The organism is Ornithinicoccus sp., from assembly GCF_057176825.1.
Window position 1 is genome coordinate 3,667,191 of sequence record NZ_CM169976.1, and the last position, 24,934, is coordinate 3,692,124.

23 protein-coding genes and 1 tRNA gene are annotated in these 24,934 nt (G+C 71.8%); 10 read left to right on the plus strand and 14 right to left on the minus strand.

Annotated elements, in window-relative coordinates; all coding sequences use genetic code 11:
• Window positions 1-98: 98 nt before the first annotated feature.
• Window positions 99-2,084 (plus strand): acetate--CoA ligase, encoded by a 1,986-nt coding sequence (acs, locus tag AC1QRC_RS18235; protein ID WP_484204648.1) that lies wholly within the window; start codon window positions 99-101, stop codon window positions 2,082-2,084.
• A gap of 306 nt (window positions 2,085-2,390) precedes the next feature.
• Window positions 2,391-2,849, plus strand: coding sequence for a phage holin family protein (locus AC1QRC_RS18240; protein ID WP_484204649.1), 459 nt, complete (start codon window positions 2,391-2,393; stop codon window positions 2,847-2,849).
• Between the two features lie 10 nt (window positions 2,850-2,859).
• Here AC1QRC_RS18240 and AC1QRC_RS18245 read toward each other — a convergent pair whose 3' ends face one another.
• A complete protein-coding gene (locus AC1QRC_RS18245) occupies window positions 2,860-3,522 on the minus strand; it encodes an NUDIX hydrolase (protein ID WP_484204650.1) in 663 nt (220 codons plus the stop codon).
• Window positions 3,519-4,175 (minus strand): endonuclease III, encoded by a 657-nt coding sequence (gene nth / locus AC1QRC_RS18250; RefSeq protein WP_484206689.1) that lies wholly within the window; start codon window positions 4,173-4,175, stop codon window positions 3,519-3,521. The genes AC1QRC_RS18245 and nth overlap by 4 nt, the downstream gene beginning before the upstream one ends.
• Before the next feature lie 143 nt (window positions 4,176-4,318).
• Between nth and AC1QRC_RS18255 the strand changes: the two genes are divergently transcribed.
• Window positions 4,319-4,996 carry a Crp/Fnr family transcriptional regulator gene (locus tag AC1QRC_RS18255; RefSeq protein WP_484204651.1) on the plus strand — a complete coding sequence of 226 codons (678 nt, stop codon included), beginning with the start codon at window positions 4,319-4,321 and terminating at the stop codon, window positions 4,994-4,996.
• A gap of 20 nt (window positions 4,997-5,016) precedes the next feature.
• On the opposite strand, the gene AC1QRC_RS18260 is transcribed toward AC1QRC_RS18255, so the two are convergent.
• Genes AC1QRC_RS18260 through sp36 form a run of 4 tightly spaced genes read right to left on the minus strand, consistent with a single transcriptional unit; the run spans window position 5,017 to window position 7,439 of the window.
• On the minus strand, window positions 5,017-5,862 hold the full coding sequence (locus AC1QRC_RS18260) for an MBL fold metallo-hydrolase (RefSeq protein ID WP_484204652.1): 846 nt from the start codon (window positions 5,860-5,862) through the stop codon (window positions 5,017-5,019).
• Complete coding sequence (locus AC1QRC_RS18265; RefSeq protein ID WP_484204653.1) at window positions 5,859-6,794, minus strand: NUDIX hydrolase; 936 nt, start codon at window positions 6,792-6,794, stop codon at window positions 5,859-5,861. Before AC1QRC_RS18265 ends, AC1QRC_RS18260 begins: the two co-directional genes overlap by 4 nt.
• 10 nt (window positions 6,795-6,804) lie before the next feature.
• Window positions 6,805-7,287: a RidA family protein gene (locus tag AC1QRC_RS18270; protein WP_484204654.1), complete on the minus strand. Its 483-nt coding sequence runs from the start codon at window positions 7,285-7,287 to the stop codon at window positions 6,805-6,807.
• Window positions 7,284-7,439: a Sp36 family protein gene (gene sp36, locus AC1QRC_RS18275; protein WP_484204655.1), complete on the minus strand. Its 156-nt coding sequence runs from the start codon at window positions 7,437-7,439 to the stop codon at window positions 7,284-7,286. Before sp36 ends, AC1QRC_RS18270 begins: the two co-directional genes overlap by 4 nt.
• Before the next feature lie 90 nt (window positions 7,440-7,529).
• Here sp36 and AC1QRC_RS18280 point away from each other — a divergent pair, with 90 nt between their 5' ends.
• The 4 genes from AC1QRC_RS18280 (at window position 7,530) to AC1QRC_RS18295 (ending at window position 13,119) form a co-directional block, all read left to right on the plus strand.
• The gene (locus tag AC1QRC_RS18280; RefSeq protein WP_484204656.1) at window positions 7,530-8,303 is read left to right on the plus strand and encodes an alpha/beta hydrolase family protein; all 774 of its coding nucleotides are present in this window, start codon (window positions 7,530-7,532) and stop codon (window positions 8,301-8,303) included.
• Between the two features lie 65 nt (window positions 8,304-8,368).
• Window positions 8,369-9,352, plus strand: coding sequence for an ArsA-related P-loop ATPase (locus AC1QRC_RS18285; RefSeq protein WP_484204657.1), 984 nt, complete (start codon window positions 8,369-8,371; stop codon window positions 9,350-9,352).
• Entirely contained in the window at window positions 9,349-10,560 is a 1,212-nt protein-coding gene (gene bagB / locus AC1QRC_RS18290; RefSeq protein WP_484204658.1) for an ATPase BagB, read from the plus strand. Before AC1QRC_RS18285 ends, bagB begins: the two co-directional genes overlap by 4 nt.
• A 30-nt stretch (window positions 10,561-10,590) precedes the next feature.
• Entirely contained in the window at window positions 10,591-13,119 is a 2,529-nt protein-coding gene (locus AC1QRC_RS18295; RefSeq protein WP_484204659.1) for a penicillin-binding protein, read from the plus strand.
• 23 nt (window positions 13,120-13,142) lie between these two features.
• Here the strand turns inward: AC1QRC_RS18295 and AC1QRC_RS18300 are convergent, their stop codons facing one another.
• Entirely contained in the window at window positions 13,143-13,610 is a 468-nt protein-coding gene (locus AC1QRC_RS18300; RefSeq protein ID WP_484204660.1) for a GatB/YqeY domain-containing protein, read from the minus strand.
• A gap of 67 nt (window positions 13,611-13,677) precedes the next feature.
• Here AC1QRC_RS18300 and AC1QRC_RS18305 point away from each other — a divergent pair, with 67 nt between their 5' ends.
• The 3 genes from AC1QRC_RS18305 (at window position 13,678) to AC1QRC_RS18315 (ending at window position 16,330) form a co-directional block, all read left to right on the plus strand.
• Window positions 13,678-14,619, plus strand: a complete 942-nt coding sequence (locus AC1QRC_RS18305; protein WP_484206690.1) for a metallophosphoesterase — start codon at window positions 13,678-13,680, stop codon at window positions 14,617-14,619.
• A gap of 92 nt (window positions 14,620-14,711) precedes the next feature.
• A tRNA-Pro gene (locus AC1QRC_RS18310) sits at window positions 14,712-14,788 on the plus strand.
• Window positions 14,789-14,929: 141 nt separating this feature from the next.
• Window positions 14,930-16,330 carry a sodium:proton antiporter gene (locus tag AC1QRC_RS18315; RefSeq protein ID WP_484204661.1) on the plus strand — a complete coding sequence of 467 codons (1,401 nt, stop codon included), beginning with the start codon at window positions 14,930-14,932 and terminating at the stop codon, window positions 16,328-16,330.
• Window positions 16,331-16,332: 2 nt separating this feature from the next.
• On the opposite strand, the gene AC1QRC_RS18320 is transcribed toward AC1QRC_RS18315, so the two are convergent.
• The 7 genes from AC1QRC_RS18320 to AC1QRC_RS18350 form a co-directional block, all read right to left on the minus strand.
• Window positions 16,333-16,965, minus strand: coding sequence for a DUF5063 domain-containing protein (locus tag AC1QRC_RS18320; protein ID WP_484204662.1), 633 nt, complete (start codon window positions 16,963-16,965; stop codon window positions 16,333-16,335).
• A 42-nt stretch (window positions 16,966-17,007) separates the two neighbouring features.
• A complete protein-coding gene (recR, locus tag AC1QRC_RS18325; protein WP_484204663.1) occupies window positions 17,008-17,607 on the minus strand; it encodes a recombination mediator RecR in 600 nt (199 codons plus the stop codon).
• 74 nt (window positions 17,608-17,681) lie between these two features.
• Entirely contained in the window at window positions 17,682-18,335 is a 654-nt protein-coding gene (locus tag AC1QRC_RS18330) for an HAD family hydrolase (RefSeq protein WP_484204664.1), read from the minus strand.
• An 8-nt stretch (window positions 18,336-18,343) separates the two neighbouring features.
• Window positions 18,344-19,018 carry a lysophospholipid acyltransferase family protein gene (locus AC1QRC_RS18335; RefSeq protein ID WP_484204665.1) on the minus strand — a complete coding sequence of 225 codons (675 nt, stop codon included), beginning with the start codon at window positions 19,016-19,018 and terminating at the stop codon, window positions 18,344-18,346.
• 9 nt (window positions 19,019-19,027) lie between these two features.
• Complete coding sequence (locus AC1QRC_RS18340) at window positions 19,028-21,313, minus strand: DNA polymerase III subunit gamma and tau (protein WP_484204666.1); 2,286 nt, start codon at window positions 21,311-21,313, stop codon at window positions 19,028-19,030.
• A gap of 57 nt (window positions 21,314-21,370) precedes the next feature.
• Window positions 21,371-23,599, minus strand: coding sequence for a HelD family protein (locus AC1QRC_RS18345; RefSeq protein ID WP_484206691.1), 2,229 nt, complete (start codon window positions 23,597-23,599; stop codon window positions 21,371-21,373).
• A gap of 80 nt (window positions 23,600-23,679) precedes the next feature.
• Entirely contained in the window at window positions 23,680-24,678 is a 999-nt protein-coding gene (locus AC1QRC_RS18350; protein ID WP_484204667.1) for a helix-turn-helix transcriptional regulator, read from the minus strand.
• Between the last annotated feature and the right edge of the window lie 256 nt (window positions 24,679-24,934).

Here is a 24,934-nt window from a genome sequence, read left to right on the forward strand (position 1 = left end):
GGTCGGGCCGGTCAACGCACCAGGGGTCATCGCCTGTTGCCGATCCCGGGGTGGCAGTGTTGGCTGGGAAGGAGTCCAACCCATCCCAAGGAGGCATCGTGGCCGAGGAGACCCTGTCCAACCTGCTCGCGGAGGACCGCACGTTCCCACCCAGCGAGGAGTTCGCCGCCCAGGCGAACGGCACGCAGGAACTGTATGACGCAGCCGCCGCAGACCGGGAAGGGTTCTGGGCCGACCAGGCACGGAGCCTGCTCACCTGGGAGAACGACTTCACGCAGACCCTGGACTGGACCGAGGCCCCCGTGGCCAAGTGGTTCGTCGGCGGCCGGCTCAACGCCTCCGTCAACTGTCTGGACCGGCACATCGAGGCCGGGCTGGGTGACCGGGTCGCCATCAACTTCGTCGGCGAACCCGGCGACACCCGCACCCTGACCTACGCCGACCTGCACGAGCAGGTGCAGCGGGCGGCCAACGCCCTGGCCGCGCTCGGGGTGGGCACCGGCGACCGGGTCGCGATCTACCTGCCGATGATCCCCGAGGCCGCCATCGCGATGCTGGCCTGTGCCCGCCTCGGCGCGCCGCACTCCGTCGTGTTCGGCGGCTTCTCCGCCGACGCACTGCGCACCCGCATCGCCGACGCGGAGGCCAAGGTGGTGATCACCGCGGACGGCGGCTACCGCAAGGGCAAGGCTGCCGCCCTCAAGCCGGCCGTCGACGCCGCCGTCGATGGCGACAGCACCGTCGAGAAGGTGCTGGTGGTGCGGCGCACCGAGACCGAGGTCGAGTGGGACGACGACCGCGACCTCTGGTGGCACGAGGCACTGGAGGCGGCAGAGCCGACGCACACCCCCGAGTACTTCGACTCCGAGCACCCGCTGTTCATCCTCTACACCTCCGGCACCACCGGGAAGCCCAAGGGCATCTTCCACACCACCGGCGGCTACCTGACGCAGTCCGCCTTCACCTGCAAGGTGGTGCTCGACATACACCCGGAGACCGACGTCTACTGGTGCACCGCCGACATCGGCTGGGTCACCGGGCACAGTTACTCGGTCTACGGGCCGATGTCGCTGGGCGCGACCCAGGTGATGTACGAGGGCACCCCCGACACCCCGCACCAGGGCCGTTGGTGGGAGATCGTGCAGGACTACGGCGTCACCATCTTCTACACCGCACCCACCGCGATCCGGGCCTGCATGAAGTGGGGCCAGGACATCCCGGCGAAGTTCGACCTGAGCTCGCTGCGGCTGCTCGGCTCGGTGGGCGAGCCGATCAACCCCGAGGCGTGGATCTGGTACCGGCGGGTCATCGGCGCCGACCGCTGCCCGATCGTGGACACCTGGTGGCAGACCGAGACCGGCGCCATCATGGTCAGCCCGCTGCCCGGCGTCACCGCCACCCGGCCGGGCTCGGCCCAGCTGGCGATCCCCGGGATCGCGGTCGACGTCGTCGACGAGGCAGGCAACTCGGTGCCGGACGGCAGCGGGGGCTACCTGGTGATCCGCGAGCCGTGGCCCTCGATGCTCCGCGGCATCTGGGGTGACCCGCAACGGTATGCCGACACCTACTGGAGCAGGTACGACGGCCTCTACTTCGCCGGGGACGGCGCCAAGAAGGACGACGACGGCAACATCTGGGTGCTCGGGCGGGTGGACGACGTGATGAACGTCTCCGGTCACCGGCTCTCCACCACCGAGATCGAGTCGGCCCTGGTCTCCCACCCGAAGGTCGCCGAGGCCGCTGTCGTCGGTGCGACCGACACCATGACGGGGCAGGCGGTGGTCGCCTTCGTGATCCTGCGCGGCGACGCCATCGCAGAGGCCGACGAGGAGGGCGAGGGCGAGGACCTGGTCGCGGAGCTGCGTCAGCACGTGGCCAAGGAGATCGGCCCGATCGCCCGCCCCCGGCAGATCATGGTCGTGGCCGAGCTGCCGAAGACGCGGTCCGGCAAGATCATGCGGCGACTGCTGCGCGACGTCGCCGAGAAGCGCGAGGTCGGCGACGTCACCACCCTGGCCGACAGCACCGTCATGGACCTCATCAAGGACGGGATGGACTCGGGCAAGGGCGCCTCGCAGGAGTGATCCGCCGACCTGTCGAAGGGCCCCGGAGCACTGGTGAAATTTTTGCCAAACCCTTAATCAAAGGGGGAGTGCACCGGGCACGCGGAGCGGCAGACTAAGACGCATCGACAGTGCGGCCGTGTACCTCTCCCTCGGACGCAGGCCCGCACCGGCTGTCACGGGACCGGTGAAGTCGAAGCAGTGCCCACCCGGCACAAACAGGGGGTGCCGGGTGGGCACTGTCATGTCTGCGGCCTGAGGCCCGGGGCCGTCGCGCGGTCCCCGCCGGATCGGCGCTTTGGGGGTCGGTTGGGTACAGTCGGCCCCATGTCTACGACTGGGAACCAGACTCCCGAACGCACCCTGGGTCAGCTCGTCTCCGATGCCACGGCCGACGTATCGGCCGTGGTGCGCAACGAGATCGAGTTGGCGACCTCCGAGATCAAGGCCGACGTCACCAACGCGGGCAAGGGCATCGGATTCTTCGTGGGCGCCGGGGTCCTGGCGGCCTACGGCTTCGGGGTCGCACTGCTCGCCGGCGCCTGGGGACTGGTCGCCGCTGGCCTGCCCGAGTGGGCGGGTCACCTCATCGTCGCCGGCGTCCTGTTCCTCATCGCCGCCATCCTCGGCCTCATCGGGCTGCGCAACGTCAAGAAGGTCGAGGGCAAGCCCAAGCGGGCCATCCGCAACGCCCAGGAGACCGTCGAGGCGATCAAGCCCCAGAGCACCGGCAAGCCCCAGAGCACCGGCAAGTCCCAGAGCGCCGGCAAGTCCCAGGCCGCCTGACCCCGGCCGGCTAGTCCCGCCACTGGTTGAGGGGAAGGTCCCGGACGTCCGTCGCGTCCCACGGCCGGTCGACCCCGGCCAGGTGCAGCGTCCGGTCCAGCAGGCCGGCGGTGAACCCCCAGACCAGCAACCCGTGGGCGTCGAAGGCGGGACCCACGTAGCCGCTGGGGCCCCGCACCCGGAACCTGTTGACCGGGTCCACCAGGTGCGCCACCTCCACCTGGACCACCCGCTCGACCTCCCGCGGATCACGCACCCCCACGGGGCCGGGCTGACGCCACCAACCGACCACGGGCAGCACGTCGTGCTCGGTCACCGGCAGGTGCAACTGGGGCAGCGTCGCGACCACGTCCACCGAGTTGGGGTCGACCCCGATCTCCTCCTGTGCCTCCCGCAACGCGGTGTCCACGAGGTCCCGGTCCTCCCGCTCACGGCGTCCGCCCGGGAACGCAGCCTGGCCGGCGTGGGAGCGCATCGAGTGGGACCGCTCGGTGACGATCAGGTCGGTCTCTCCCCCGACCCCGGGGCCGAACAGGATGAGCACGGCCGACTCGCTGGCCCGGCTGTCCTCCGGGGGCAGGAACCTGCTGAACCAGCGGTCCGGCATCTGCGCCACCCGCGCCGGAAGGTCGGCCAGCCATCCCGGCATCCCCGCACCGAGTGGCCCGGTCATCGCGGGGGCCCCTCCTTGATCAGGGCGGCCGCCTTGTCGGGGTCGGTCTCCCCCACGCCGTACGAGGGGCACCACCGGGCCACCGGGCACGCGCCGCAGGCTGGCCTGCGGGCGTGGCAGGTCCGCCTGCCGTGGAAGATCAGGGTGTGGGACAGCTGGGTCCATTCCTTGCGGGGGAACAGCGCCCCGACGGCATGCTCGACCTTCACCGGGTCCTCCTCGGCCGTCCAGCCGAAGCGCCGCACCAGCCGGCCGAAGTGGGTGTCCACGGTGATGCCCGGCACCCCGAAGGCGTTGCCGAGGACAACGTTGGCGGTCTTGCGGCCGACCCCGGGCAGCGTCACCAGGTCCCTCAGCCGCCCGGGGACCCGACCGTCATACCGCTCGACGAGCGCGGCCCCCAGTTTGAGCAACGAGTCGGTCTTGGCGCGGAAGAACCCCGTCGGCTGGATGATCGTCTCCACCTCGGTGCGGTCCGCCCCCGCGAGCGCGGTGGCGTCGGGGAACCGGGCGAAGAGCGCAGGGGTCACCGAGTTGACCCGCACGTCTGTGGTCTGCGCGGACAGCACCGTCGCCACCAGCAACTGGTAGGGATCGGCGAAGTCCAGCTCACAGTGCGCGTCGGGGTAGCGCTCGCCGAGCGCACGGCTCATCCGCCGGGCCCGTCGGGTGAGCGCCAGGGGGGTCTCCCCGGTCGGGGTCACGGTCTCGAGGGTCACCCCCAAACCCTAGACACGCCTGCTGACATTGCTCCCACCCCTGCCCTGACCAGCGCGAAAGTGGCAGACTGACCACCGTGGACCACCACCAAGTGATGAAGACACCGTTGTTCGCCGCCCTCGACGAGACCTCGGCCGAGCGCCTCATCCAGTCGATGCAGCACACCCAGCTGCACCGCGGGGAGACGGTGTTCAACGAGGGCGACCCCGGTGACTCGCTCTACATCATCCTCATCGGGAAGGTGAAGCTGGCACGGACCAGCGGCGACGGGCGGGAGAGCCTGATGTCGGTGCTCGGTCCGGGTGAGATGTTCGGCGAGCTGAGCCTCTTCGACCCCGGTCCACGACTGAGCAGCGCGATCGCGGTCGCCGACACCAAGCTGGTCTCCCTGGGACACCAGGACCTCACGACCTTCCTGCAGGAGCACCCTGAGGTCTCCATGCAGATGCTCGCCGGGATGGCGCACCGGCTGCGTCGCACCAACGAGGGCATCTCGGACCTGGTGTTCACCGACGTCCCCGGACGGGTGGCCAAGGCCCTGCTGGACCTGTCGCGCCGGTTCGGCCAGCGCACCGACCACGGGGTCCAGGTCGACCACGGGCTCACCCAGGAGGAGCTGGCCCAGCTCGTGGGCGCCTCCCGGGAGACGGTCAACAAGGCGCTGGCCGACTTCGCGGGCCGGGGCTGGCTGGTGCTGGGCGCCAAGTCGGTGACCCTGCTGGACCTGGACCGGCTGCGCCGCCGCTCCCGCTGAGTCGACCAGGTAACCCAGGGTTACCCCAGGCCGAGATAGTCGAGCTGCGCGAGCACGCTCTGCCGGGCGGCCGGCCACACCTGACGCGGCACATCGGCATACACGCTCGCCACGACCCGGTCGGCCAGCGCCTGCCCCGCACCCTCGGCACCGTCCTGCCCGCCGGCATCCTCCCGGTCCGCCGCGAGCGCGGCTACCGCGTCCCGCACCTGCTGCAGCCGCTCGTGACGGTGCTCCAGGTAGTACGCCAACCACTCCTGCGCCCGGGTGACCACGGGGCCGTGCCCCGGCGCCAGGGTGGTCACCGCCCCCTCGACCGCAAGCCGGTGCATCCGCTCGGTGCTGGCCAGGTAGGGGGCGATCGCCCCATCGGGGTGCGTGACCACGGTGGTCCCGCGGCCGAGCACCATGTCGCCGGTGAACAGGACACGCTCGGCGGGCAGCAGGAAGGACACCGAGTCCGCCGTGTGACCGGGCGTCAGCAGCACCTCCAGCTCCAGACCATCGACCCGGATTGACTCGCCGTCGCGCAGGGGTTCTCCCCGGCCGGCACCGCGCACCGGTGCCCCGGTGAGCTCCGCGAGCCGCTCGGCCGAGCCGGTGTGGTCGTCGTGCCAGTGGGTGAGCAGGGCGAGCGCGACCCGCTGCCCGCGCGCCGCCACCAGGTCCAGCACCGCCCGCAGGTGCTCCTCGTCGAGCGGCCCGGCGTCGATCACCACCGCCTCGGTCGAGCCCGGTGCGGCCAGCACCCAGGTGTTCGTCCCGTCGAGCGTCATCGGGCCGGGGTTCGGGCACACCTGGCACCAGACCTCCTGCCCCAGGGCACCCCCGGTCCAGGGGCTGTCCCCACCGGTCACGTCGATCACGTCGTCTCCTCAGTCGGGGGTATGCCGTGTCCCGCCGCGTCGAGCGGGGCGCGCATCCACATCCGGTCGTGGTGGAACACCGGCCACGGTTGCACCGGCCACACGGGTGCGGGGGTCGCCAGGAGCTGCGCCACGCTCTCCGCCGCCGCCAGGTGCTCCAGCATCTGCTGGGTCGGCGGCAACAGTCGCTCCCGTCCGGCCGCGAAGTCCTCGAGGGAGCGCCGCGGCGTCACCCAGCCCCCGTGGACGGCCTCGCTGGTCCGGTCGTCGGCGACCTGGCCCTGCGGCATCCGGGCGGCGAAGAACCGCGTGGTGTAGCGGCGCGGCTCCGCGAGCGGCGTGATCCAGTGCGCCCTCAACTGCAGCAGGTCGCTGCGCAGCACCAGGCTGCGCCGGATCAGCAACTCGCCGAAGGAGTGCTCTCGGGCGAGCAGGGAGGCCCGCTCCCGGTCCCACACCGGGTCGGTGAGGTCGGCGACGACGGAGTCCTCGTCCGGCCCGGCGAGCAGCACCCCGCACTCCTCGAACACCTCACGGGCCGCCGCGATCACCAGCTCGCGGGCCTCCGCCTCGCCGGTGCGCAGGGTGTCCGCCCAGTCACCCGCCGCGGGGCCGGCCCAGGGCACGCCCGGGTCACTGTCCCGCGGGTCGACCCCTCCCCCGGGGAAGACCACGGCGTCGGGGGCGAATCGCATGGTGCTGGCCCGACGCAGCACGAACACCTCGACACCCTCGCCGGGAGCACCGTCAGCGGGACCACCCCCACCGGGAGCGCCCTGGCCGCCGGCGTCGCGCAGCAGCATCACCGTCGCCGACGGCTTGGCCGACACCGACTCCCGTCCCGGGTCGTTCAGCCACGCCTGGGCGTGCGCCACGAGGTTCTCCGGCATCGGGAAGTCGCGGTGGGGACCCTGCGACCCGGGATCGTTCACGGGACCGTGGTCAGGCGCGGACCGAGACGGTGACCTCGACCTCGACCGGGGTGTCCATCGGCAGGACGGCTACCCCGACGGCCGAGCGCGCGTGCACGCCCGCCTCGCCGAACGCCTGGCCCAGCAGCTCGCTGGCGCCGTTGATGACGCCCGGTTGGCCGGTAAACGACGGATCGCTGGCCACGAACCCGACGACCTTGACCACCCGGGTCACCCGGTCCAGGTCCCCCACCACGGACTTGAGGGCGGCGATCGCGTTCAGCGCGCACAGTCCGGCGAGCTCCTTGGCCTCGTCGGGCGCCACCAGGCCCGGGCCGTCCCCCACCTTGCCGGTGGCGGGCAGCTCCCCCTCGACGAACGGAAGCTGCCCGGACGAGAAGACCAGGTCACCCTCCTGGAGCGCCGGCACGTAGGCGGCGACCGGTGCCGCCACCTCCGGCACGGTGAAGCCCAGCTCGGCGAGGCGCTGCTCGACCGCAGAGCCGTTGCTCATGTGAGCTCCCGCTTCAGGTAGGCGACCAGGCTCGTCCCGTCGGGTCCCGGGACCACCTGGACGAGCTCCCAGCCGTCCTCGCCCCATTGGTCGAGGATCTGCTTGGTCGCGTGGACGATCAGCGGCACGGTTGCGTACTCCCACTTTGGCATGCGGGCACTGTACGCCCCCGCGTGCGACGGCGGGGGCCCGCGGGGCAGCCCGGTTTGCCCCGAGGGCCACCAGGGCGTAGACACTGGGCTGTGGCCGACGACCCCCGCGAGGTGCTGACCCGCCCCGCCCGCGACCCCGACCGCTCCGTGCCGTTCGGGCCGGCGGCGCACGAGGTCTACGAGACCTACCAGCCGGCGCACGACAGGCAGGGCGCCGCGGGCAGCACCGGCCGGTGGTTGGTCCTGGTGCACGGCGGGTTCTGGCGGTCCGGCTACGACCGCACCCACCTGCGTCCCCTGGCCGCGGCGCTGGCCGGGCAGGGCCACCGGGTGGCGCTGGTGGAGTACCGCGGCACCGGGGCCGACGGCGGTGGCTGGCCCACGACCTTCGAGGACGTCCGCGCCGGGCTGGCGGCACTGCATACCCACGAGGAGGTGCGGGAAGTGGTGCTGGTCGGCCACTCGGCCGGGGGGCACCTGGCGCTGCTGCTCGCGCACCACGACCCCACCGCCGTGGTGGGCGTGGTGTCCCTGGCCGGCTGCCTGGACCTGGGGATGACGGCCCGGCTGGACCTCGGTGAGGGGGCCGCCCAGGCGTTGCTCGGGGGCACGCCCGACCAGGTTCCCCAGGCGTATGCCGAGGCGGACCCGCTCGTGCTCGGTGCACCCGCGGCGCCGGTCCGGTTGGTGCACGGGCTGGACGACGACCGGGTCCCGGTGGAGGTGTCCCGGTCCTGGTGGGAGCGGGCCGGGCGACCCGGCACGGACCGCCTCGTGGAGGTGCCTGGCTGCGAGCACTTCGGCCTGATCGACCCCCTGCACGACGCGCACGCGGTGCTGGCCGAGCAACTGCAGGGACTGTGATGAGCGCCGCAGCAGGGCCAGCGCGGGCGTGGCACGGCGGGCCCGCGCGCCCGAGACTGCACGTGGTGACCGGCAAGGGCGGCACCGGCAAGACCACCGTGGCGGCCGCCCTGGCGGTGGCCCTCGCCGGGGAGGGGCAGCGCGTGCTGCTGTGCGAGGTCGAAGAACGGCAGGGGATCAGCCAGGTCCTCGATGTGCCCCCGCTCGGAGTGCAGGAGCAGGTCGTGACGGCCGGGCTGGACGGCGGCGAGGTGTGCGGGCTCTCGGTGGAGGCCGGCACCGCCCTGGTGGAGTACCTGCGCCTGTTCTACAAGCTCGGGCGGGCCGGTGACCTGCTGCGCCGGATGGGCGCCATCGACTTCGCCACCACCATCGCGCCGGGGGTGCGGGACGTGCTCCTCGGCGGCAAGGTCTACGAGGCCACCCGGCGGACCCGGAGCGGGCGGCACGCCCGGCCGGGGCCAGCGGGGTCCCAGGACCCGCACGCCTACGACACGGTGGTGCTGGACGCGCCGCCCACGGGTCGGGTCGGACGGTTCCTCAACGTGACCGACCACCTGGCGGACCTGGCCCGGGTCGGCCCCATCCGGTCGCAGGCCGACAGCATCAGCGACCTGCTGCACTCTCCCGCGACGGTGGTCCACCTGGTCACCCTGCTGGAGCAGATGCCGGTGCAGGAGACGGCGGACGCACTGGCCGAGCTCACCGCGACCGGGCTGCACCCGGGCGCCGTCGTCGTCAACCAGGTGCGTGCGACGGAGGCCGCCGCCCCGCTGGCGATGCTGCGCGAGGACGGCCAGCCGGACCCCGACGTGCTCGCCCGGCACCTGACCTCGGTCGGGGTGCGGCCCGGCCCGGCCACGACGGGAGGCCTGCTGCAGACCGGCCGCGAGGCGCTGGACCGCTGGGAGCTGGAGCAGACCCTGCGCACCGAGGTGGACGCGCTGGGACGTCCCGTCCTCTCGCTGCCCCACCTGCCCGAGGGCATCGGGGCCGATGCCGTCCAGCAGCTGGCCTGGGTGCTGCAGGACCAGGGGGTGGCCCCGTGAGTGGCCCGGCAACGCCCCCGGCACTGGACCTGGCGGACGTGCTCGCCGACCCCGGGGTGCAGGTGCTGGTCTGTTGCGGCTCCGGCGGGGTCGGCAAGACCACGACCGCCGCCGCCCTGGCCCTGCGCGCCGCGGAGCACGGTCGCCGGGTCGTGGTGCTCACCATCGACCCGGCCCGCCGGCTCGCCCAGTCGATGGGCCTCACCGAGCTGGACAACACCCCCCGCCCCGTCGCCGGGGTCGACACCTCCGCCGGCGGCACGCTCGACGCGATGATGCTCGACATGAAGCGCACCTTCGACGAGGTGGTGCTCACGCACGCCACCCCCGAGGCCGCCGCGGAGATCCTGGAGAACCCCGTCTACCAGGCCGTCTCCTCCTCCTTCGCCGGCACCCAGGAGTACATGGCGATGGAGCGCCTCGGCCAGCTGCGCACCCAGGCGCAGGAGGAGGACCGCTGGGACCTCATCGTGGTCGACACCCCGCCCTCGCGGTCGGCGCTGGACTTCCTGGACGCCCCGGCCCGGCTCGGGTCCTTCCTCGACGGGCGGTTCATCCGCCTGCTCACCGCCCCCGCCCGGGTCGGGGGTCGCGCCTCGCTCAAACTGTTCGGCACCGGCATGTCGGTGGTCAACGCGACCCTGGGCCGGCTGCTGGGCCGGGAGCTGCTGCGGGACGTGCAGACCTTCGTGGCCGCGATGGACACCGTCTTCGGCGGCTTCCGGGCCCGCGCGGACAGCACCTACGCCCTGCTCCAGGACGACGCGACCCGGTTCGTGGTGGTCGCGACCCCGGAGCGGGACGCGCTGCGCGAGGCCGGCTACTTCGTGCAGCGGCTGGACCGGGACCGTATGCCGTTGGCCGGGCTGGTGCTGAACCGGGTCACCGTGGCCCCCGCTCCCCTGTCGTCGGCACGCGCGGAGGCCGCGGCCGAGGCCCTGGAGGAGTCCGGGGACCCCGGGGAGGTCTCCGGCGACCACGGGGACGGGTGGCGGACACGGCATACGGCCGCCCTGTTGCGCACCCACGCGGACCGGGCGCAGGTGGCCGCCCGCCAGCGCCAGCTGATCCAGGGGTTCACCGCCGCCCACCCGCGGCTGCCCGCGGTCCAGGTGCCGGCGGCAGCGGCCGACATCGCCGACCTCGACGGCCTCCGGGTCGTCGGTGCGGCCCTCGCCGGTGCTGTCCCGCCCGTCACGGAGGCCTGATTCCCAGGGTCACCGGTTACTGTGGTAACCATGCGCCTCGCTACATCCCTGGCCAAGATCACCTCACTCCTGGGGGCGTTCGTGGCCATCGCCGTCCTCATGGGTCTGATCGGCGCCGGTCTGATGCTGCCGGTCGTCGGTGCCACGGGCACCGCCGCGCGCGAGGGCGTGGGCATGTTCGAGGAGCTCCCCGGTGACCTCCAGCGCCAGCCGCTGGCGCAGCAGTCCCGGATCCAGGCCTCCGACGGGTCGCTAATCTCCAACCCGGCGCAGGAGAACCGCATCATCGTCGGCCTGGAGGACATCTCCCAGCACATGCGCAACGCGCAGGTCGCCATCGAGGACGAGCGGTTCTACTCCCACGGCGGGCTGGACCCCCAGGGGCTGGCGCGGGCCCTGGCCTCCAACGCCACGTCCGACACCACCCAGGGTGGCTCCACCCTCACCCAGCAGTACGTCAAGCTGATGCAGATGGAGGAGGCCCGCCGCAACGAGGACTCCGAGGCGATGCAGGCGCTCGCCGCCCGTAGCGGCATGGAGGGGTATGTCCGCAAACTGCGCGAGCTCAAGTACGCCGTCACCCTCGAGCAGCGGCTGACCAAGGACGAGATCCTCGAGGGCTACCTGAACCTCGCCTACTACGGTGACAACGCCTACGGGGTGGAGGCCGCCGCACAGCACTATTTCGGGGTGAAGGCCAAGGAGCTGACCCTGCTCCAGTCCGCCACCCTGGCCGGCGTCGTCCGCGCGCCGGGCGTCACCGACCCGGTGAACAACCCCGAGGCCGCCGTCGCCCGCCGCAACGTCGTGCTGGACAAGATGTACGAGCAGGAGATGATCTCCGAGGAGGCCTGGCGCAAGTCCCGTGACAGCGAGTTGGAGCTCGACGTCCACCAGAGCCAGCGGTCCTGCATGAGCTCGTCGCACCCCTACTTCTGCGACTACGTGACCGAGTGGCTGCTCCAGAACGACGCGCTGGGCGCCACCCGGGAGGAGCGGGAGACGCTGCTCACCACGGGCGGGCTCACCGTCACCACGACGCTGGACCCGGACCTGTCCACCTACGTCCGCAACGTCACGAAGGACTACACGCCGCGCGGCAACGACTACCGCCTCGCCTCCGCGGCCGCCATGGTCGAGCCGGGCACCGGTCACGTGCTGGCCTTCGGGCAGAGCTCGGTCTACGACATCGACGAGTCCAGCGACCGGATCTCCAGGACCTCGGTGAATTGGAGCGTGGACTACGCCTACGGCGGCAGCGAGGGCTTCCAGATCGGCTCGGTCGCCAAGGCCTACACGATCGTGGAGGCGCTCGAGAAGGACGTGCCGATCGAGAGCAACATCTCGGTCCGCCAGGCCGTCCAGGTCGACAACGACGGCAACTGGCGCAACCCGGACGAGCCGGGGTCCAGGCCGGTCGGGAACACCCACCCGGCGGGGATCTTCACCCCGGAGGACTTCCAGGAGGGCTGCACCCTGGGTCAGTCGGAGTGGGCGGTGCGCAACGCCGAGGACGCCAACCACGACCGGGTGATCAGCCTGCGCAAGGCCACCGGGCTCTCGGTCAACACCGCGTTCGCCACCCTGGCCTCCCAGGTCGGCACCTGCGACATCCGCGACACCATGGCCGCCATGGGGCTCTACTCCTCCGACGGCGACGAGTACGGCGCCGGCGGCGCGGGCGTGCCGCCCACCTTCGTGCTGGGCGCGGACAACGCCAGCCCGCTGACGGTGGCGAACTCCTACGCCACGATCGCCGCCGGGGGTCTCTACTGCCCGCCGGTGCCGGTGCTGAAGATCGAGGATGCCAACGGCGACGAGATCCCGCTCGCCGAGACCGAGTGCGAGCAGGTCATCGACCCCGACGTCGCGGCGGGCACCGCAGAGCTGATGACCGAGGTGCTCGACCTGAACGGCTCCGGATGGCGCGGTGCGCTCGACGGAGACCGTCCGGCCGCCGGCAAGACCGGCACCTCCGACGAGAGCAAGCACACCTGGTTCGCCGGGTTCACCCCGCAGCTGTCCGCCGCGGTGTGGATCGGCTCGCCCTACGAGAAGTACTCCGGTGACCTGAAGGACCTGCAGCTGGGCGACCACAAGGTCGACGGGTGGCTCTATGGCTCCAAGCTGGCCGCGCCGATGTGGAAGCAGCTGATGGAGCGCGGCCTGGAGGACGCGGAGGTCAAGGAGTTCGACAGGCCGTCCGACACCATGCTCAACGGCGAGGACAAGCAGGTGCCGTCGGTGACCGGCATGACCCTCGAGGAGGCCATCTACGAGCTCGGCGAGGCCGGGTTCGGCACCGAGGAGGTGCGGGTCTCCTCCAGCCAGCCGGTCGGCACCGTCGTGAGCACCTCACCGAACGCCGGCAGCACCGCCAAGTCGGGCTCGACCGTGCGGGTCATGGTCTCCGGCGGCTGGAGCGCCCCGCCCCCGAGCAACAACCCGCCCGGTGGCGGCGGTGGTGACGATGACGACGACGGCGGAGACGACGGCGGCGGAGACGATGATGACGGGGACGACGATGATGACGACTCGAGGTTCGGCACCAACGACTGACCCGCCCCGAGGGCTCGTCCCGGTCAGCCCAACAGCGCCCGCTTGACCGCGCCGGCGACCCGGCCACCCTCGGCCTGTCCGGCGACCCGGGGCTGCAGCACCTTCATCACCTGGCCCATCTGCGCCATGCCGCTCGCTCCCACCTCCGCGACCGCCTCGGCCGCCAGCTGGTCCAGCGCGGCGTCGTCCAGCTGCGCCGGCAGGTAGGTCTCCAGCACGGCCAGCTCCGCCTCCTCCTGGGCCGCCAGCTCGGCACGCCCCGCCTCGGTGTAGGCAGCCGCGGCCTCACGCCGCTTCTTGCCCTCCTTGGTGAGCACGGCGAGCACGTCCTCGTCGGACAGCACCCGGGACTGCGTGCCGGAGACCTCGGCGGTGGCGACGGCCGTGAGCGCCATCCGCAGCGTGGCCGAGCGGACCTTGTCCTGGGCCCTGATCGCGTCCTGCAGGTCCTGCTGGAGGGTGGCCTTGAGGCCGGTGCTGGGTTCGGTCATGGCGTCATCCTCTCACCGGGCTGCCCTGGTGCACGGCCGGTGGGCACGGCTGTGGCATCGTCGGGGCATGCATCCGGTATGTCGTGTGGGCGCCACCGTGCTCGGCGCCGGCGTGGGCGCGGGGCTGGGCGTGCTCGCCTGGAGCACCCTGGTCGAGCCGCGGGCCTTCGCGCTGCGCCGCTTCGAGGTGCCCGTGCTGCCCCCCGGGTCCCGGCCGTTGCGCGTGCTGCACCTGTCCGACCTGCACCTGGTGCCCCGTCAGCGGTATCGGAGCGAGTGGGTGCGGGGCCTGGCCGCGCTCCGGCCCGACCTGGTGGTGACCACCGGCGACAACCTGGCCGCCATGGACGCGGTCCCGGCCGTGCTGGACGCCTACCGGGACCTGCTCGACATACCCGGCGTCTTCGTCCTGGGCTCCAACGACTACTTCCCGCCGACGTACAAGAACCCGCTGCGCTACTTCAACGACAGCCACGCGCGCGGGGAGAAGCTGACGCCGCTGCGCCTGCCCACCCAGGACCTGGTCGACGGGTTCACCGCCGCCGGGTGGGCGGACGTCGGCAACGCCCGCACCAGGCTGTCCGTGGGCGGTCTCGAGCTGGAGTTCGTGGGGGTGGACGACCCGCACCTGGGCTATGACGACTACCCCGCGGTCGCCGCGCCGGCTGACCCGGCGGCGGATCTGACGATCGGCGTCACCCACGCGCCCTACCAGCGGATCCTGGACCCGATGGCCGCCGACGGGGCGCGGCTGCTGCTCGCCGGGCACACCCACGGCGGCCAGGTCTGCGTGCCGGGCCACGGGGCCCTGGTGACGAACTGTGACCTGGACACAGGCCGGGCCAAGGGGTTGTCCCGGTGGTGGCCCGGCGCCGGGTCGGCCGGGCCCCGGGCCACGGGCCCCGAGGGCGCCGCCTACCTGCACGTGTCCGCCGGACTGGGCGCCGCCCCGACCTCGCCGTTCCGGCTCGCCTGCCGCCCCGAGGCGACGTTGCTGACGTTGCGCTGACCCCACCCCCGGCCCGGCCGACCCGGATTCGTTGAGCGGACCGACCGTGGGCTATTCTTGCCGTCGCTGCGTGCCGCACGGCACGCGGTCACCGGGGTGTGGCGCAGCTTGGTAGCGCGCTTCGTTCGGGACGAAGAGGTCGCAGGTTCAAATCCTGTCACCCCGACCAGGTGATGTCACACGACATCGGAATGGCCTGAACCCACGACTTGTGGGTTCAGGCCATTCGTCTTGTGTGGGCGGGGCCACTGTCCCCGGTCGCGCCCAGGACTATCGTGTGGCTGCTGATCAACACGATGGAGGGTGAACAATGGAAGTTCAGTGGTGGAGCATCCTGCCGTTCGTCACCATGCTCCTGTGCATCGCGGTCCTACCGCTGATCGATGCGACCGCGGAGTATTGGGAGAAGCAGCGGGTCCAACTGCTGATCGCCCTCACCCTCGGGGTGCCCGTGGCGCTCTGGTTCATCATCGGGGGCGATTCCTCGGCGGTGGTGCACGCGCTCATCGAGTACGCCCAGTTCATCACCCTCCTGCTCGCCCTCTTCGTCGTCTCCGGCGGGATCTTCCTCAAGGGCGACATCCAGGCCAACCCGCGCAACAACACCCTGTTCCTCGCCTTCGGCGGCGCCATCGCCTCCTTCATCGGCACGACCGGGGCGGCCATGCTGCTGATCCGCCCGCTGCTCAACACCAACGCCGAGCGCAAGTTCCGCACCCACACGGTGCTGTTCTGCATCTTCATCGTGGCCAACTGCGGAGGTCTGCTCACCCCCCTCGGCGACCCTCCGCTGTTCCTGGGGTTCCTGCGCGGCGTCCCGTTCACCTGGACCTTCGGGCTGCTGCCGATGTGGCTCTTCGTCAACCTCATCCTGCTGGTGACCTACTACGCGCTGGACAAGAAGTACTACGCCCAGGAGAAGCCGGAGGACGTGGCGCTGGACACCAGCAAGGTCACGCCGCTGGGCGTCAAGGGGCGGATCAACTTCATCTACCTGGCGATGATCGTCTGCGCCGTGGCGTTCGCCCCCTCTGTCGACATCCACTCCATCGAGGAGGGGCACGCCGCCTTCATGGACTTCGTGCCGCTGCGCGAGATCATCATGCTCACGGTGGCGACGGTGTCGTTCACGACCGGCGACAAGGTGGCACGGTTCGTCGACAACCGGTTCAAGTGGGGCCCCATCCTGGAAGTGGCCGCCATCTTCATCGGGATCTTCCTGACCATGATCCCGGCCCTGAAGTACCTCGCCCAGATCGCGCCCAACCTGCCGCTGAACGAGGTGACCTTCTTCATCTTCACCGGGGGCCTGTCCTCCGTGCTGGACAACGCACCCACCTACGTGACGTTCTTCGAGATGGCCCGCGAGCTCGGTGGGGAGCCCGCGGTGTCAGGCGTCTACGAGCCCTACCTGGTCGCGATCAGCCTCGGCGCGGTCTTCTGCGGGGCGATCACCTACATCGGCAACGGCCCCAACTTCATGGTCAAGGCGGTCGCCGACAGCATGGGCGTCAAGATGCCCTCCTTCGGCGGCTACGTCGTGCAGGCCTTCACCTACCTGGTCCCCACCCTGGTCGCCATGGTCTGCATCTTCATCGCCGACTCGACGTGGGCACTGATCGCCGGCCTGGTGCTCACTGCCGGCCTGCTGGTGCGCGCTGCCCTGGAGTCACGCAAGCACGACGACCCGGTGGAGTCCGCCTCCCCCTGACCTCAGTCGCGCTCCCCGGACGTGACGCCGACCTGCTGGGCCTCGGGGTCGGCGTGCAGCGCCGCCAGCTCGGCCTCCATCACCAGCTCCTCGTCGGCGTCCAGCCGCACGTGGGACAGCAGCCCGTGCAGCACCCGGAGGGCCGCGGCACACCGCTCACCCCAGGCCGAGAGGTAGCTGAACTGCCACCACCACAGCGCCTCGACGATGCGGCCGTCGCTGAAGTGCCCCCAGCCGTAGTCCAGGTCGGCGGCGATCGTGGTCAGGTCGTCGGCCAACGACCCGCGCACCACCTCACCGGACAGCACCGGGTCCTCCAGGTCGACATACTCGTCCAGCCCGCCCAGCATCTGGCGCAGCCCGGTGCGCACCGCCTCCACGTCCGTGTCGGGCCCCGGGTCCGGCTCGAAACGTTCCTGCGGGACCACGTCGACCATCGCGCCGAGACGGGCCCCGGCCAGCTGGACCTGGGACACGGCCAGCAGCAGCACCGGGAGTGCAGTGTCGGCGTTGTGCCCGGCGGCGACCTCCCGGATCGTGGCGAGGTACCGCTGCACCTCCAGCCCCGTGTCGGCGCCCAACTCGGTCACCGCGGTGTCGGTCTGGGCGCCAGCGCCCCCGCCAGAGTCGGTCATCTCGTCCATCTCCTCCGCAGTGCCCGCGGCGCCGGCTGCGCCTCAGGCCTCGATCAGCCGTCTCCCCTCGAAGGCACGCCCCAGGGTGACCTCGTCGGCATACTCCAAGTCTCCACCCACCGGCAGCCCGCTGGCTAGCCTGCTGATCTGCAACCCCATCGGCCGGAGCAGCCGGACCAGGTAGGTCGCGGTCGCCTCCCCCTCCAGGTTCGGGTCGGTCGCGATGATGATCTCGGTGACCGTGCCGTCCGCCAGCCGGGTCATCAGCTCCTTGACGCGCAGGTCGTCCGGCCCGATGCCCTCGATCGGGCTGATCGCGCCGCCCAGCACGTGGTAGCGCCCCCGGAACTCCCGGGTCCGCTCGATCGCGACGACGTCCTTGGCCTCCTCGACCACGCAGATCAGGCCCTGGTCGCGCCGCGGGTCCAGGCAGATCCGGCACTGCTCGGCCTCCGCGACGTTGCCGCAGACGGTGCAGAAGCGCACCTTGTCCTTGACCTCCGCCAGCGCACGGGCCAACCGGTCGACCTCATCGGGGTCGGCGCTGAGCAGGTGGAAGGCGATGCGTTGCGCGCTCTTGGGCCCGACGCCGGGCAGCCGGCCGAGCTCGTCGATCAGGTCCTGGACCACACCTTCATACACAATGAACCGACTGTATGCCGTCAGGTCGCGTTCGCACGAACGACGCACCCGGGACGGGGCTGGCGATCGGCCGATCAGCCCGCCAGGAGCACCTCTCGCAGGCCCGCGACGTCGTGCACCACCGCCGACGGCCGCTCCGCCTGCAGGGCCGCGGACTCACCGGCGCCCCAGGTCACCCCGACCGCGGCCATCCCGGCCGCAGCGGCGGCCTGCAGATCGACCACCGCATCACCGACGTAGACGCAGTCCGCAGGGTCGACGCCCAGCCGGCCCACGGCATACAGCAGGGGGTCCGGCGCGGGCTTGTGCACGGTCGTGTGCTCCGCACCGGCGAGGACCGGCAGGGAGTCCAGGCCCAGGGCCCGTAGCCCGAGCTGCACCGTCTCGGCTCTTTTGGAGGAGACCACGCCCTGGCGCACCCCGGCGCCGGCGAGGCTGTCCACGAGGGGCCGGATGCCCTCGACCTGCCGGATCTGGTCGTCGTGGTTGGCCAGGTTCCAGGACCGGTAGACGGTGATGAGGTCCTCGGCGTGGCGCGGGAACTCCTCGTCGAACACCGCAGCCAGCGAGCGCCCGATCCAGGAGCGGATGACCGGCTCGGGGACCGAGACGCCGACGACCTCCTGCAGCGCGTGGTGGAAGGAGTTGACGATGAGCGGGATGGTGTCGCCCAGGGTGCCGTCGAAGTCGAACAGCACCACCGGCCAGGTGGGTTCCGGGCTCGTCACGGTGCCGCTCAGACGGCCGTGTGGCCGGAGCGCTGGTTGTATTCGCCCGCGAGCTCCTGGCCGGACATGGCGTGGATCGCGGCCATGATCTCGTCGGTCGCCTCCCGGCGGGCGCGTCCCGCCGGGACCCCGTCGAACCTGCCGGTGAAGTCGATCGGGGTGCCGAACTCGACCCGGAACTTCGTGATCCGCGGCAGCCGGGAGCCGACCGGTTGGATCTGGTCGGTGCCGGTGAGCGCGACCGGGACGACGGGGCAGCCGGCCGTGAGTGCCAGCCAGGCCACGCCGGTGCGGCCCTTGTAGAGCCGCCGGTCCCGGGACCGGGTGCCCTCCGGATAGATCCCGAAGGCGCCGCCCCCCTTCAGGTGCTCCAGCGCCAGGTCCAGCGACTCCTGCGCGGCCCGGGTGTTGTCCCGGTCGACCGGGATGCTGCCGATGGCGTTGAACCAGGTCCGGCTCACCCACCCCTTGGGACCGGTGCCGGTGAAGTAGTCGGCCTTGGCCAGGAAGGACACCTGACGCGGCGCCGTGAGTGGGATGACGACGCTGTCGGCGAAGGAAAGGTGGTTGCTGGCCAGGATGACCGGGCCCTCCAGCGGCACCCGGTCGGCGCCCACCACCTCGGGACGCCACAGGGCCAGCGCGGTCGGACGGGCGACGACATGCAGCAGGCGATAGAGCATCCTGACCTCCTATCGGGAGTAGTCCTCGTCGACCGCGATCACGGTGCCACCGAGCACGGACTCGACCACCGGCTGCCCTACGGCGCCGGAGGTCTCCAAGTCTTCATCATCGTCGTCCGGCACGTCACCGCCGGGCGTCTTCGCCGGTGCGTCGGAGCCTGCCGGGGCGTCGGGACCTGATGGGGCGTGACCTGATGGTGCGTCAGGACCCGACGGGGCACCCGAGGCCGCGTTGCCCTCGCCCCTGGGGAAGTTTGGTGTTGCCCCAGGTGCAGCAAAGTTCCCCGGGCCGTCCGCCGCCGCAGCCGAGTCGGTGGCCGCACCGTCTGTCGGCGCCTCCTGGGAGCCGCCCTCCGGGGCCTGCGTCGCCCAGGCCGGTGCCGACGCGGTATCCGCCCGGGATGCCCAGTCGGGTTGCTCGCCGCCCTGCGCTGCCCGGGGAGCCCGCCGCCCGCCGGGAGCGCCGAGCTGTTCGGCGACAGTGGGCTCCGGTCCCGCCGCTCCCGACCCGTTGCTGCCACCCGCGGCGCCACCACCATCAGGGGTATCGCCAGCAGGGCTGCCGCTCTCGGGGCCAGCACCAGGCCCACCCCGGGAGCCGCCGGGTCCGCCGTCGTCCATCGGGACGCCCTCGACTCGGGTGTCCAGCCCAATCGCCTCGATCAGGGCCTGCCGGACCACCTCGGCATGGTGCCCCTGGCTGAAGGTGTTGGCCAGGCCCGCCGTGCCGATGCCGAGCAGGAGTCGCTGGCCGTCGAAGTCGAGGACGCGGCTGTTCACCGAGACGAAGGTCCACGTGACCTTGCGGATCTCCTTGATCCGGTCGAGCACTTCGGGCCAGGCGCGGCGCACGGCGTCCGTGTCGAGTGACCCCGGCGCCCGGGCCGCGCTGGCCGCCGGCGCCGCTTGCTCGGGGGCTGCCTGCTCAGGGGCTGCCTGCTCAGGGGCTGCCTGCTGGGGTGACGGCTCCGCGGCCGGCGGCGGGGCTCGTGTCGGCTCGGGCGTCTCCGGTTCGGGCTGGGGTTGTGCCTCCTGCGCTCGCTGCGGAGGTGCCGTCGGCTGAGGGACTGTCGGGGACGGCTTCTGCTGAGGCGTCGCGGGCGGCGTCGGCGGCGCGGTCGCCGGGGCCGCAGAGCCCGCTGCGAGGCGCCGCTCGATGCGGTCCAACCGGGCGGCGTGGCCGTCCTCGCCGTCGGCCGCGGGCAGCAGCAGCCGGGCGCAGATCAGCTCCAGGTGCATCCGGGAGGAGACCGCACCCGTCATCTCCGAGAGCCCGCGGCTGACCACCTCGGCGCTGCGGGTCAGCGCGGAGGGTCCGTAGGCCCCCGCCTGCTGCCGCAGCCGGGCCACCTGGTCCTCCGGCAGCCCGCGGAGCAACCCCCCGGTGCGCTCCCCGACGGCGGCCACCACGATCAGGTCGCGGTAGCGCTCCAACAGGTCCTCGACGAACCGGCGGGGGTCGTGGCCGGACTCCATCACCTTGTTGACCTGGGTGAACACGCTGGCTCCGTCGGACGCCGCGACGGCATCCACCACCGCATCCAGCAGCTCCACGTCGGTGAAGCCGAGCAGTGCGGCGGTCCGCTCATAGGTAAGCCCCTCCTCCCCGGCGCCCGCCATCAATTGGTCCAGCACCGACAGCGAGTCCCGGACCGATCCGCCACCGGCCCTGGTCACGAAGGAGAGCACCCCCGGCTCCAGGGTGACCCCCTCGGCCTGACACAGCTCCTCCAGGTAGGCCGTCAGACGCTGCGGCGGCACGAGGTGGAACGGGTAGTGGTGGGTGCGCGACCGGATCGTGGAGAGGACCTTCTCCGGCTCGGTCGTGGCGAAGATGAACTTGACGTGCTCCGGGGGCTCCTCGACCACCTTCAGCAGGGCGTTGAAGCCGTGCGGCGTGACCATGTGGGCCTCGTCGATGATGTAGACCTTGTAGCGCGATTGGGCCGGGCCGAACGCGGCACGTTCGCGCAGGTCACGGGCATCGTCGACGCCGCCGTGGCTCGCCGCGTCGATCTCGATGACGTCGACCGACCCCGGGCCGCCCCGCGCCAGGGCGAGGCAGGACTCGCAGGTCCCGCACGGGTCGGGCGTCGGGCCCTGGTCACAGTTCAGACAACGCGCCAGGATGCGGGCGCTGGTCGTCTTGCCGCACCCGCGGGGGCCGCTGAACAGGTAGGCGTGGTTGACCCGGCTGCTGCGCAGCGCCTGCATCAGGGGCTCGGTGACGTGCTCCTGACCGATGACGTCGGCGAAGGTCTCCGGGCGGTAGCGGCGGTACAGCGCTGTGGTCACGAACCGACCTTAACCGCCTGCACCGACGGGTCCCAGCCGCTGTCCACCGGCAAGCCCTCAGCCCGGGGAGACCACGTGCATCCGGTGCGCGGCCCGCGTCAGCACGACATACAGGATGCGGGCCCCGCCCGGCGCGGTCCGCACGATCTCGTCCGGGTCGACCACCACGGTCGCGTCGTACTCCAGCCCCTTGGTGGACAGCGGGTCGATGACCAGCACCCGCCCGTCCTGGCTGCCCTGGAGATCCGCCAGCTCCCCACGCCACTGCTCCGGCGTGATCACCGCGACGGAGCCGTCCACCTGGGCGGCGAGCTCGGCCACCGCGGCCGCGACCTCAGCGGGCAGGTCCGCCCGTGGCGCCACCCGTTCCACCGGGTCGACACCCGTGTCCCGCACGGCGTCGGGGATGTCGGCGTCCGGGACGTACCGCCGGATCAGCCGGGCCGCGTAGTCGAAGATCTCGCGTGCATTGCGGTAGTTGGTGCTCATGTGGAACGCCCGCCGCGGCGCCCGACCAAAGGCCTCGTCCCGCGCCTGCGCCGCCTCGGCCAGATCGGGCCAGGAGCTCTGCGCGTCGTCGCCGACCACCGTCCAGGAGGCCCAGCGGCCGCGCCGCCCCACCATCCGCCACTGCATCGGCGACAGATCCTGCGCCTCGTCGACCAGCACGTGGGCGTACTCGTCCCCGGCGCTGATCCGGCCGGCCATGAGCCGTTCCCGGGGGTCGTGGATGACCCGTTCGTATGCCGTCTCCTCCCCGGGCGCGGCCAGGGACCTCCCCGTCTCGTCGCGCCCGAGGCGGATGGCGGAGACGCCGTACTGGGAGACGTCGTCCAGCTCGTCGATCTCGTAGAAGCCGCGTTCCTCGGTGGGCAGGTCCACGACGGGGCCCAGGCGGGCCGCCAGGTCGTCGAGCAGGGCGACGTCCGCCACGCTCCACTCTCCGGTCGTGGTGGCGAGCTCCAGCGAGTCCGCGAGGGCCTGGGCCTCCTCCTCGGACAGCACGCCGCGGGACAGCCGGCGGACCGTGGCAGGGTCGGACAGCCAGAGCAGCACCTCCCGGGGGTCGACGGGCCGCCACCATTGCCGGGCGAAGGCCTCCACGTCGCCGGAGTCGGTGAAGCGGTCCAGGAACTCCTCCCGCTCCCCCTGCCGCACCTGGGCCCAGGCCGTCTCCGCCAGTGCGGACAGCGCCGCGTCCCAGGAGTTGTTGCGCTGGTGGTGGCGCAGCACCTGCCGGCGCACCCCGGCGAGCTGTCGGGCATCGAGGCGGACGGCGTGACCGGCGACGAAGACCCGCAACACCTCCGGTGCGCCCGGGATCGTCTCCCGGGCAGCCCGCCCCAGCACGCTGCGGATCCGCAGGGACCCCTTGAGCGCCGCAGCCTCCGGGGTGTCGAAGCGGGTCGCGGTGACCCCACCCAGCAGGTCACCGACCGAACGCAGCGTGACCGTGTCCTCGCCCAGGCTGGGCAGCACCCGTTCGATGTAGGCGGTGTAGGCGGCGGACGGGCCCAACACGAGGACCCCGCCGGACTCGTAGCGGCGACGGTCGGCATACAGCAGATAGGCGGCGCGGTGCAGCGCGACGACGGTCTTGCCCGTCCCGGGTCCGCCGGTGATCGTGGTGACCCCCGCGGCCCTGGCCCGGATCGCCTCGTCCTGGTGCTGCTGGATGGTCGCCACGATGTCGCGCATCCGCTCGCCGCGGCTGCGGGTCAGCGCCGCGATGAGGGCGCCGTCCCCGACCACCACGACGTCGTCCGGGGCATCGGGGACCATCAGGTCGTCCTCGACCCCGATGACCTCCTCGCCGCGGCAGCGCAGCACCCGGCGCCGGATCACGCCCTGCGGGTCGGCCGGCGTGGCCCGGTAGAACGGGGCGGCCGCCGGGGCGCGCCAGTCGATCACCAGCGGCTCGTAGTCGTCGTCGCGCACCCCGAGGCGGCCGACGTAGCGCACCTCCCGCTCCGGCTCGTGACCGTTGCCAGACCCGTGATCCAGGTCGAGCCGGCCGAAGACGAGACCCTCGTGCTGATGCTCCAGCGAGGCCCGCCGCTTAGAGGCGCTGTAGACCAGTGCGTCCCGCTCGAACAGCCCCGCCAGTTCCTCCTCGCGGGGGTCCCCGGTGCCGCGGCGATCGGTCTGACCGCGGGCCATGCCCTCGGCGTGCACCAGCTCCACCCGGGCAGCGGCCTTGGCGAGCTCGGCGTAGACACGGTCGACGTGCGCCTGCTCGCGCGCGATCTCGGCGGCGACGGTGTCGTGGGTTGCGGCGGTCACCAGCACCTTCCCTTCAGCCCTGCAGGCCTCGGTCACGGGGTGGCACAACGGGGTCAGAGAACTTTACCCGGTCCGGGGAGGGCTCAGAACCAGCCGCGCCGCGCGGCCTGCACGCCCGCCTGGAACCGGGTGCTTCCCCCGAGGTGCTCCATCAGGTAGCGGATGCGCCGCTCCACCGTCCGGGTGGAGACGCCGATGCTGCGCGCGATCATCTGGTCGGTCGCGCCCGAGGCCAGGAGACCCAGGATGCGCACGTCCCGGTCGCCCAGCGGCAGTTCCTTGCGTCGGCCCTGCTCGCCCGCACGCGGCTTGAGCGGCACCCCCCTGGTCACGCCGACCTCGACGAGGGCGGCCAAACCCTTCACCACCGAGGACCGGCGGATCAGGAACGAGCCACCGCCGTGCTCGTCGTGCAGGCTGAGGTCGACCATCGCGGTGACGCCATCGGCGATCACCACACCGAACGGAACCGCCCCCATCACCTTCACCTGGGCACCCTCCGCCGACTGGCGCTCCAGCTCGGCCAGGAACTGCGGCTCGCCGAGCAGGTTGCGGTCCACCACGATCGCCACGCTGTTCACCGACCGGTCGCTGTTCTCCTGGTCGGCGGCGACCCCGGCCAGCCAGGTCCGTGCGGCCGGGCTGTCGGCGACCAGCATCTTCAGCTCCCGGGTGGCCATCCCCTCCAGGGAACGGATGCCGGCCGCGGCGTCGTGCGGGGTGGTCAGCCCGTCGATGCCACCCAACCCGGACTCGGGGTCGAAGGCACCCTCCCGGTTCTGCCGCCAGATGGTGCCGAGCTCGGAGGCGAAGGAGCGCGAGAAACGCGCCCTGGCCTCCATCTGCGCGGCCAGGCGGGGCAGTGCCAGCTCCGGCGGCTGCACCTCCCACCGGTCGGGCCCCGCCTCGGTGACCAGGCCGCGCCCGGCCAGGGCCTTCCCCGCGCGGGCCACGTCCTCGGGGTGATAGCCCTCCGCCTCCAGCCCCTCCTGGGTCGGTGAGCCCAACCGGATCATCGCGAGGTACATCCGGGAGAGGAAGTCCTCCATCTCCGTGCCATGCATGTCCGCGAACCGGGTCATCGGCTGCCTCCTGGTGTCAAACCCGAGCACACAAGTTGACGGGTTGCCGACAATGACTATAAGCCGCCACCCCCTCAAGATGACAGCCACGCCCCCGACATGTCATGGTGTGTCTACGGCTTCGGCCGGCGCGGGGACGTGAGAGTCGTTGGTATCCCCCCCACCAACTGACCCTGCCCCACGCATCGTGGCCCTCCTGGGAGATCACCCCCCCTGCCTCCCAGGAGGGCCACGAACCTTTTCCCGGGTCTGTGCT

What these genes read in the sequence shown, in the direction of transcription:
- AC1QRC_RS18240 (WP_484204649.1), top strand. Translation starts at nt 2,391, where the DNA reads ATGTCTACGACTGGGAACCAGACTCCCGAACGCACCCTGGGTCAGCTC.
- AC1QRC_RS18245 (WP_484204650.1), bottom strand. Translation starts at nt 3,522, where the DNA reads ATGACCGGGCCACTCGGTGCGGGGATGCCGGGATGGCTGGCCGACCTT.
- nth (WP_484206689.1), bottom strand. Translation starts at nt 4,175, where the DNA reads ATGAGCCGTGCGCTCGGCGAGCGCTACCCCGACGCGCACTGTGAGCTG.
- AC1QRC_RS18270 (WP_484204654.1), bottom strand. Translation starts at nt 7,287, where the DNA reads ATGAGCAACGGCTCTGCGGTCGAGCAGCGCCTCGCCGAGCTGGGCTTC.
- sp36 (WP_484204655.1), bottom strand. Translation starts at nt 7,439, where the DNA reads ATGCCAAAGTGGGAGTACGCAACCGTGCCGCTGATCGTCCACGCGACC.
- AC1QRC_RS18295 (WP_484204659.1), top strand. Translation starts at nt 10,591, where the DNA reads ATGCGCCTCGCTACATCCCTGGCCAAGATCACCTCACTCCTGGGGGCG.
- AC1QRC_RS18300 (WP_484204660.1), bottom strand. Translation starts at nt 13,610, where the DNA reads ATGACCGAACCCAGCACCGGCCTCAAGGCCACCCTCCAGCAGGACCTG.
- AC1QRC_RS18305 (WP_484206690.1), top strand. Translation starts at nt 13,678, where the DNA reads ATGCATCCGGTATGTCGTGTGGGCGCCACCGTGCTCGGCGCCGGCGTG.
- AC1QRC_RS18315 (WP_484204661.1), top strand. Translation starts at nt 14,930, where the DNA reads ATGGAAGTTCAGTGGTGGAGCATCCTGCCGTTCGTCACCATGCTCCTG.
- AC1QRC_RS18320 (WP_484204662.1), bottom strand. Translation starts at nt 16,965, where the DNA reads ATGACCGACTCTGGCGGGGGCGCTGGCGCCCAGACCGACACCGCGGTG.
- AC1QRC_RS18335 (WP_484204665.1), bottom strand. Translation starts at nt 19,018, where the DNA reads ATGCTCTATCGCCTGCTGCATGTCGTCGCCCGTCCGACCGCGCTGGCC.
- AC1QRC_RS18350 (WP_484204667.1), bottom strand. Translation starts at nt 24,678, where the DNA reads ATGACCCGGTTCGCGGACATGCATGGCACGGAGATGGAGGACTTCCTC.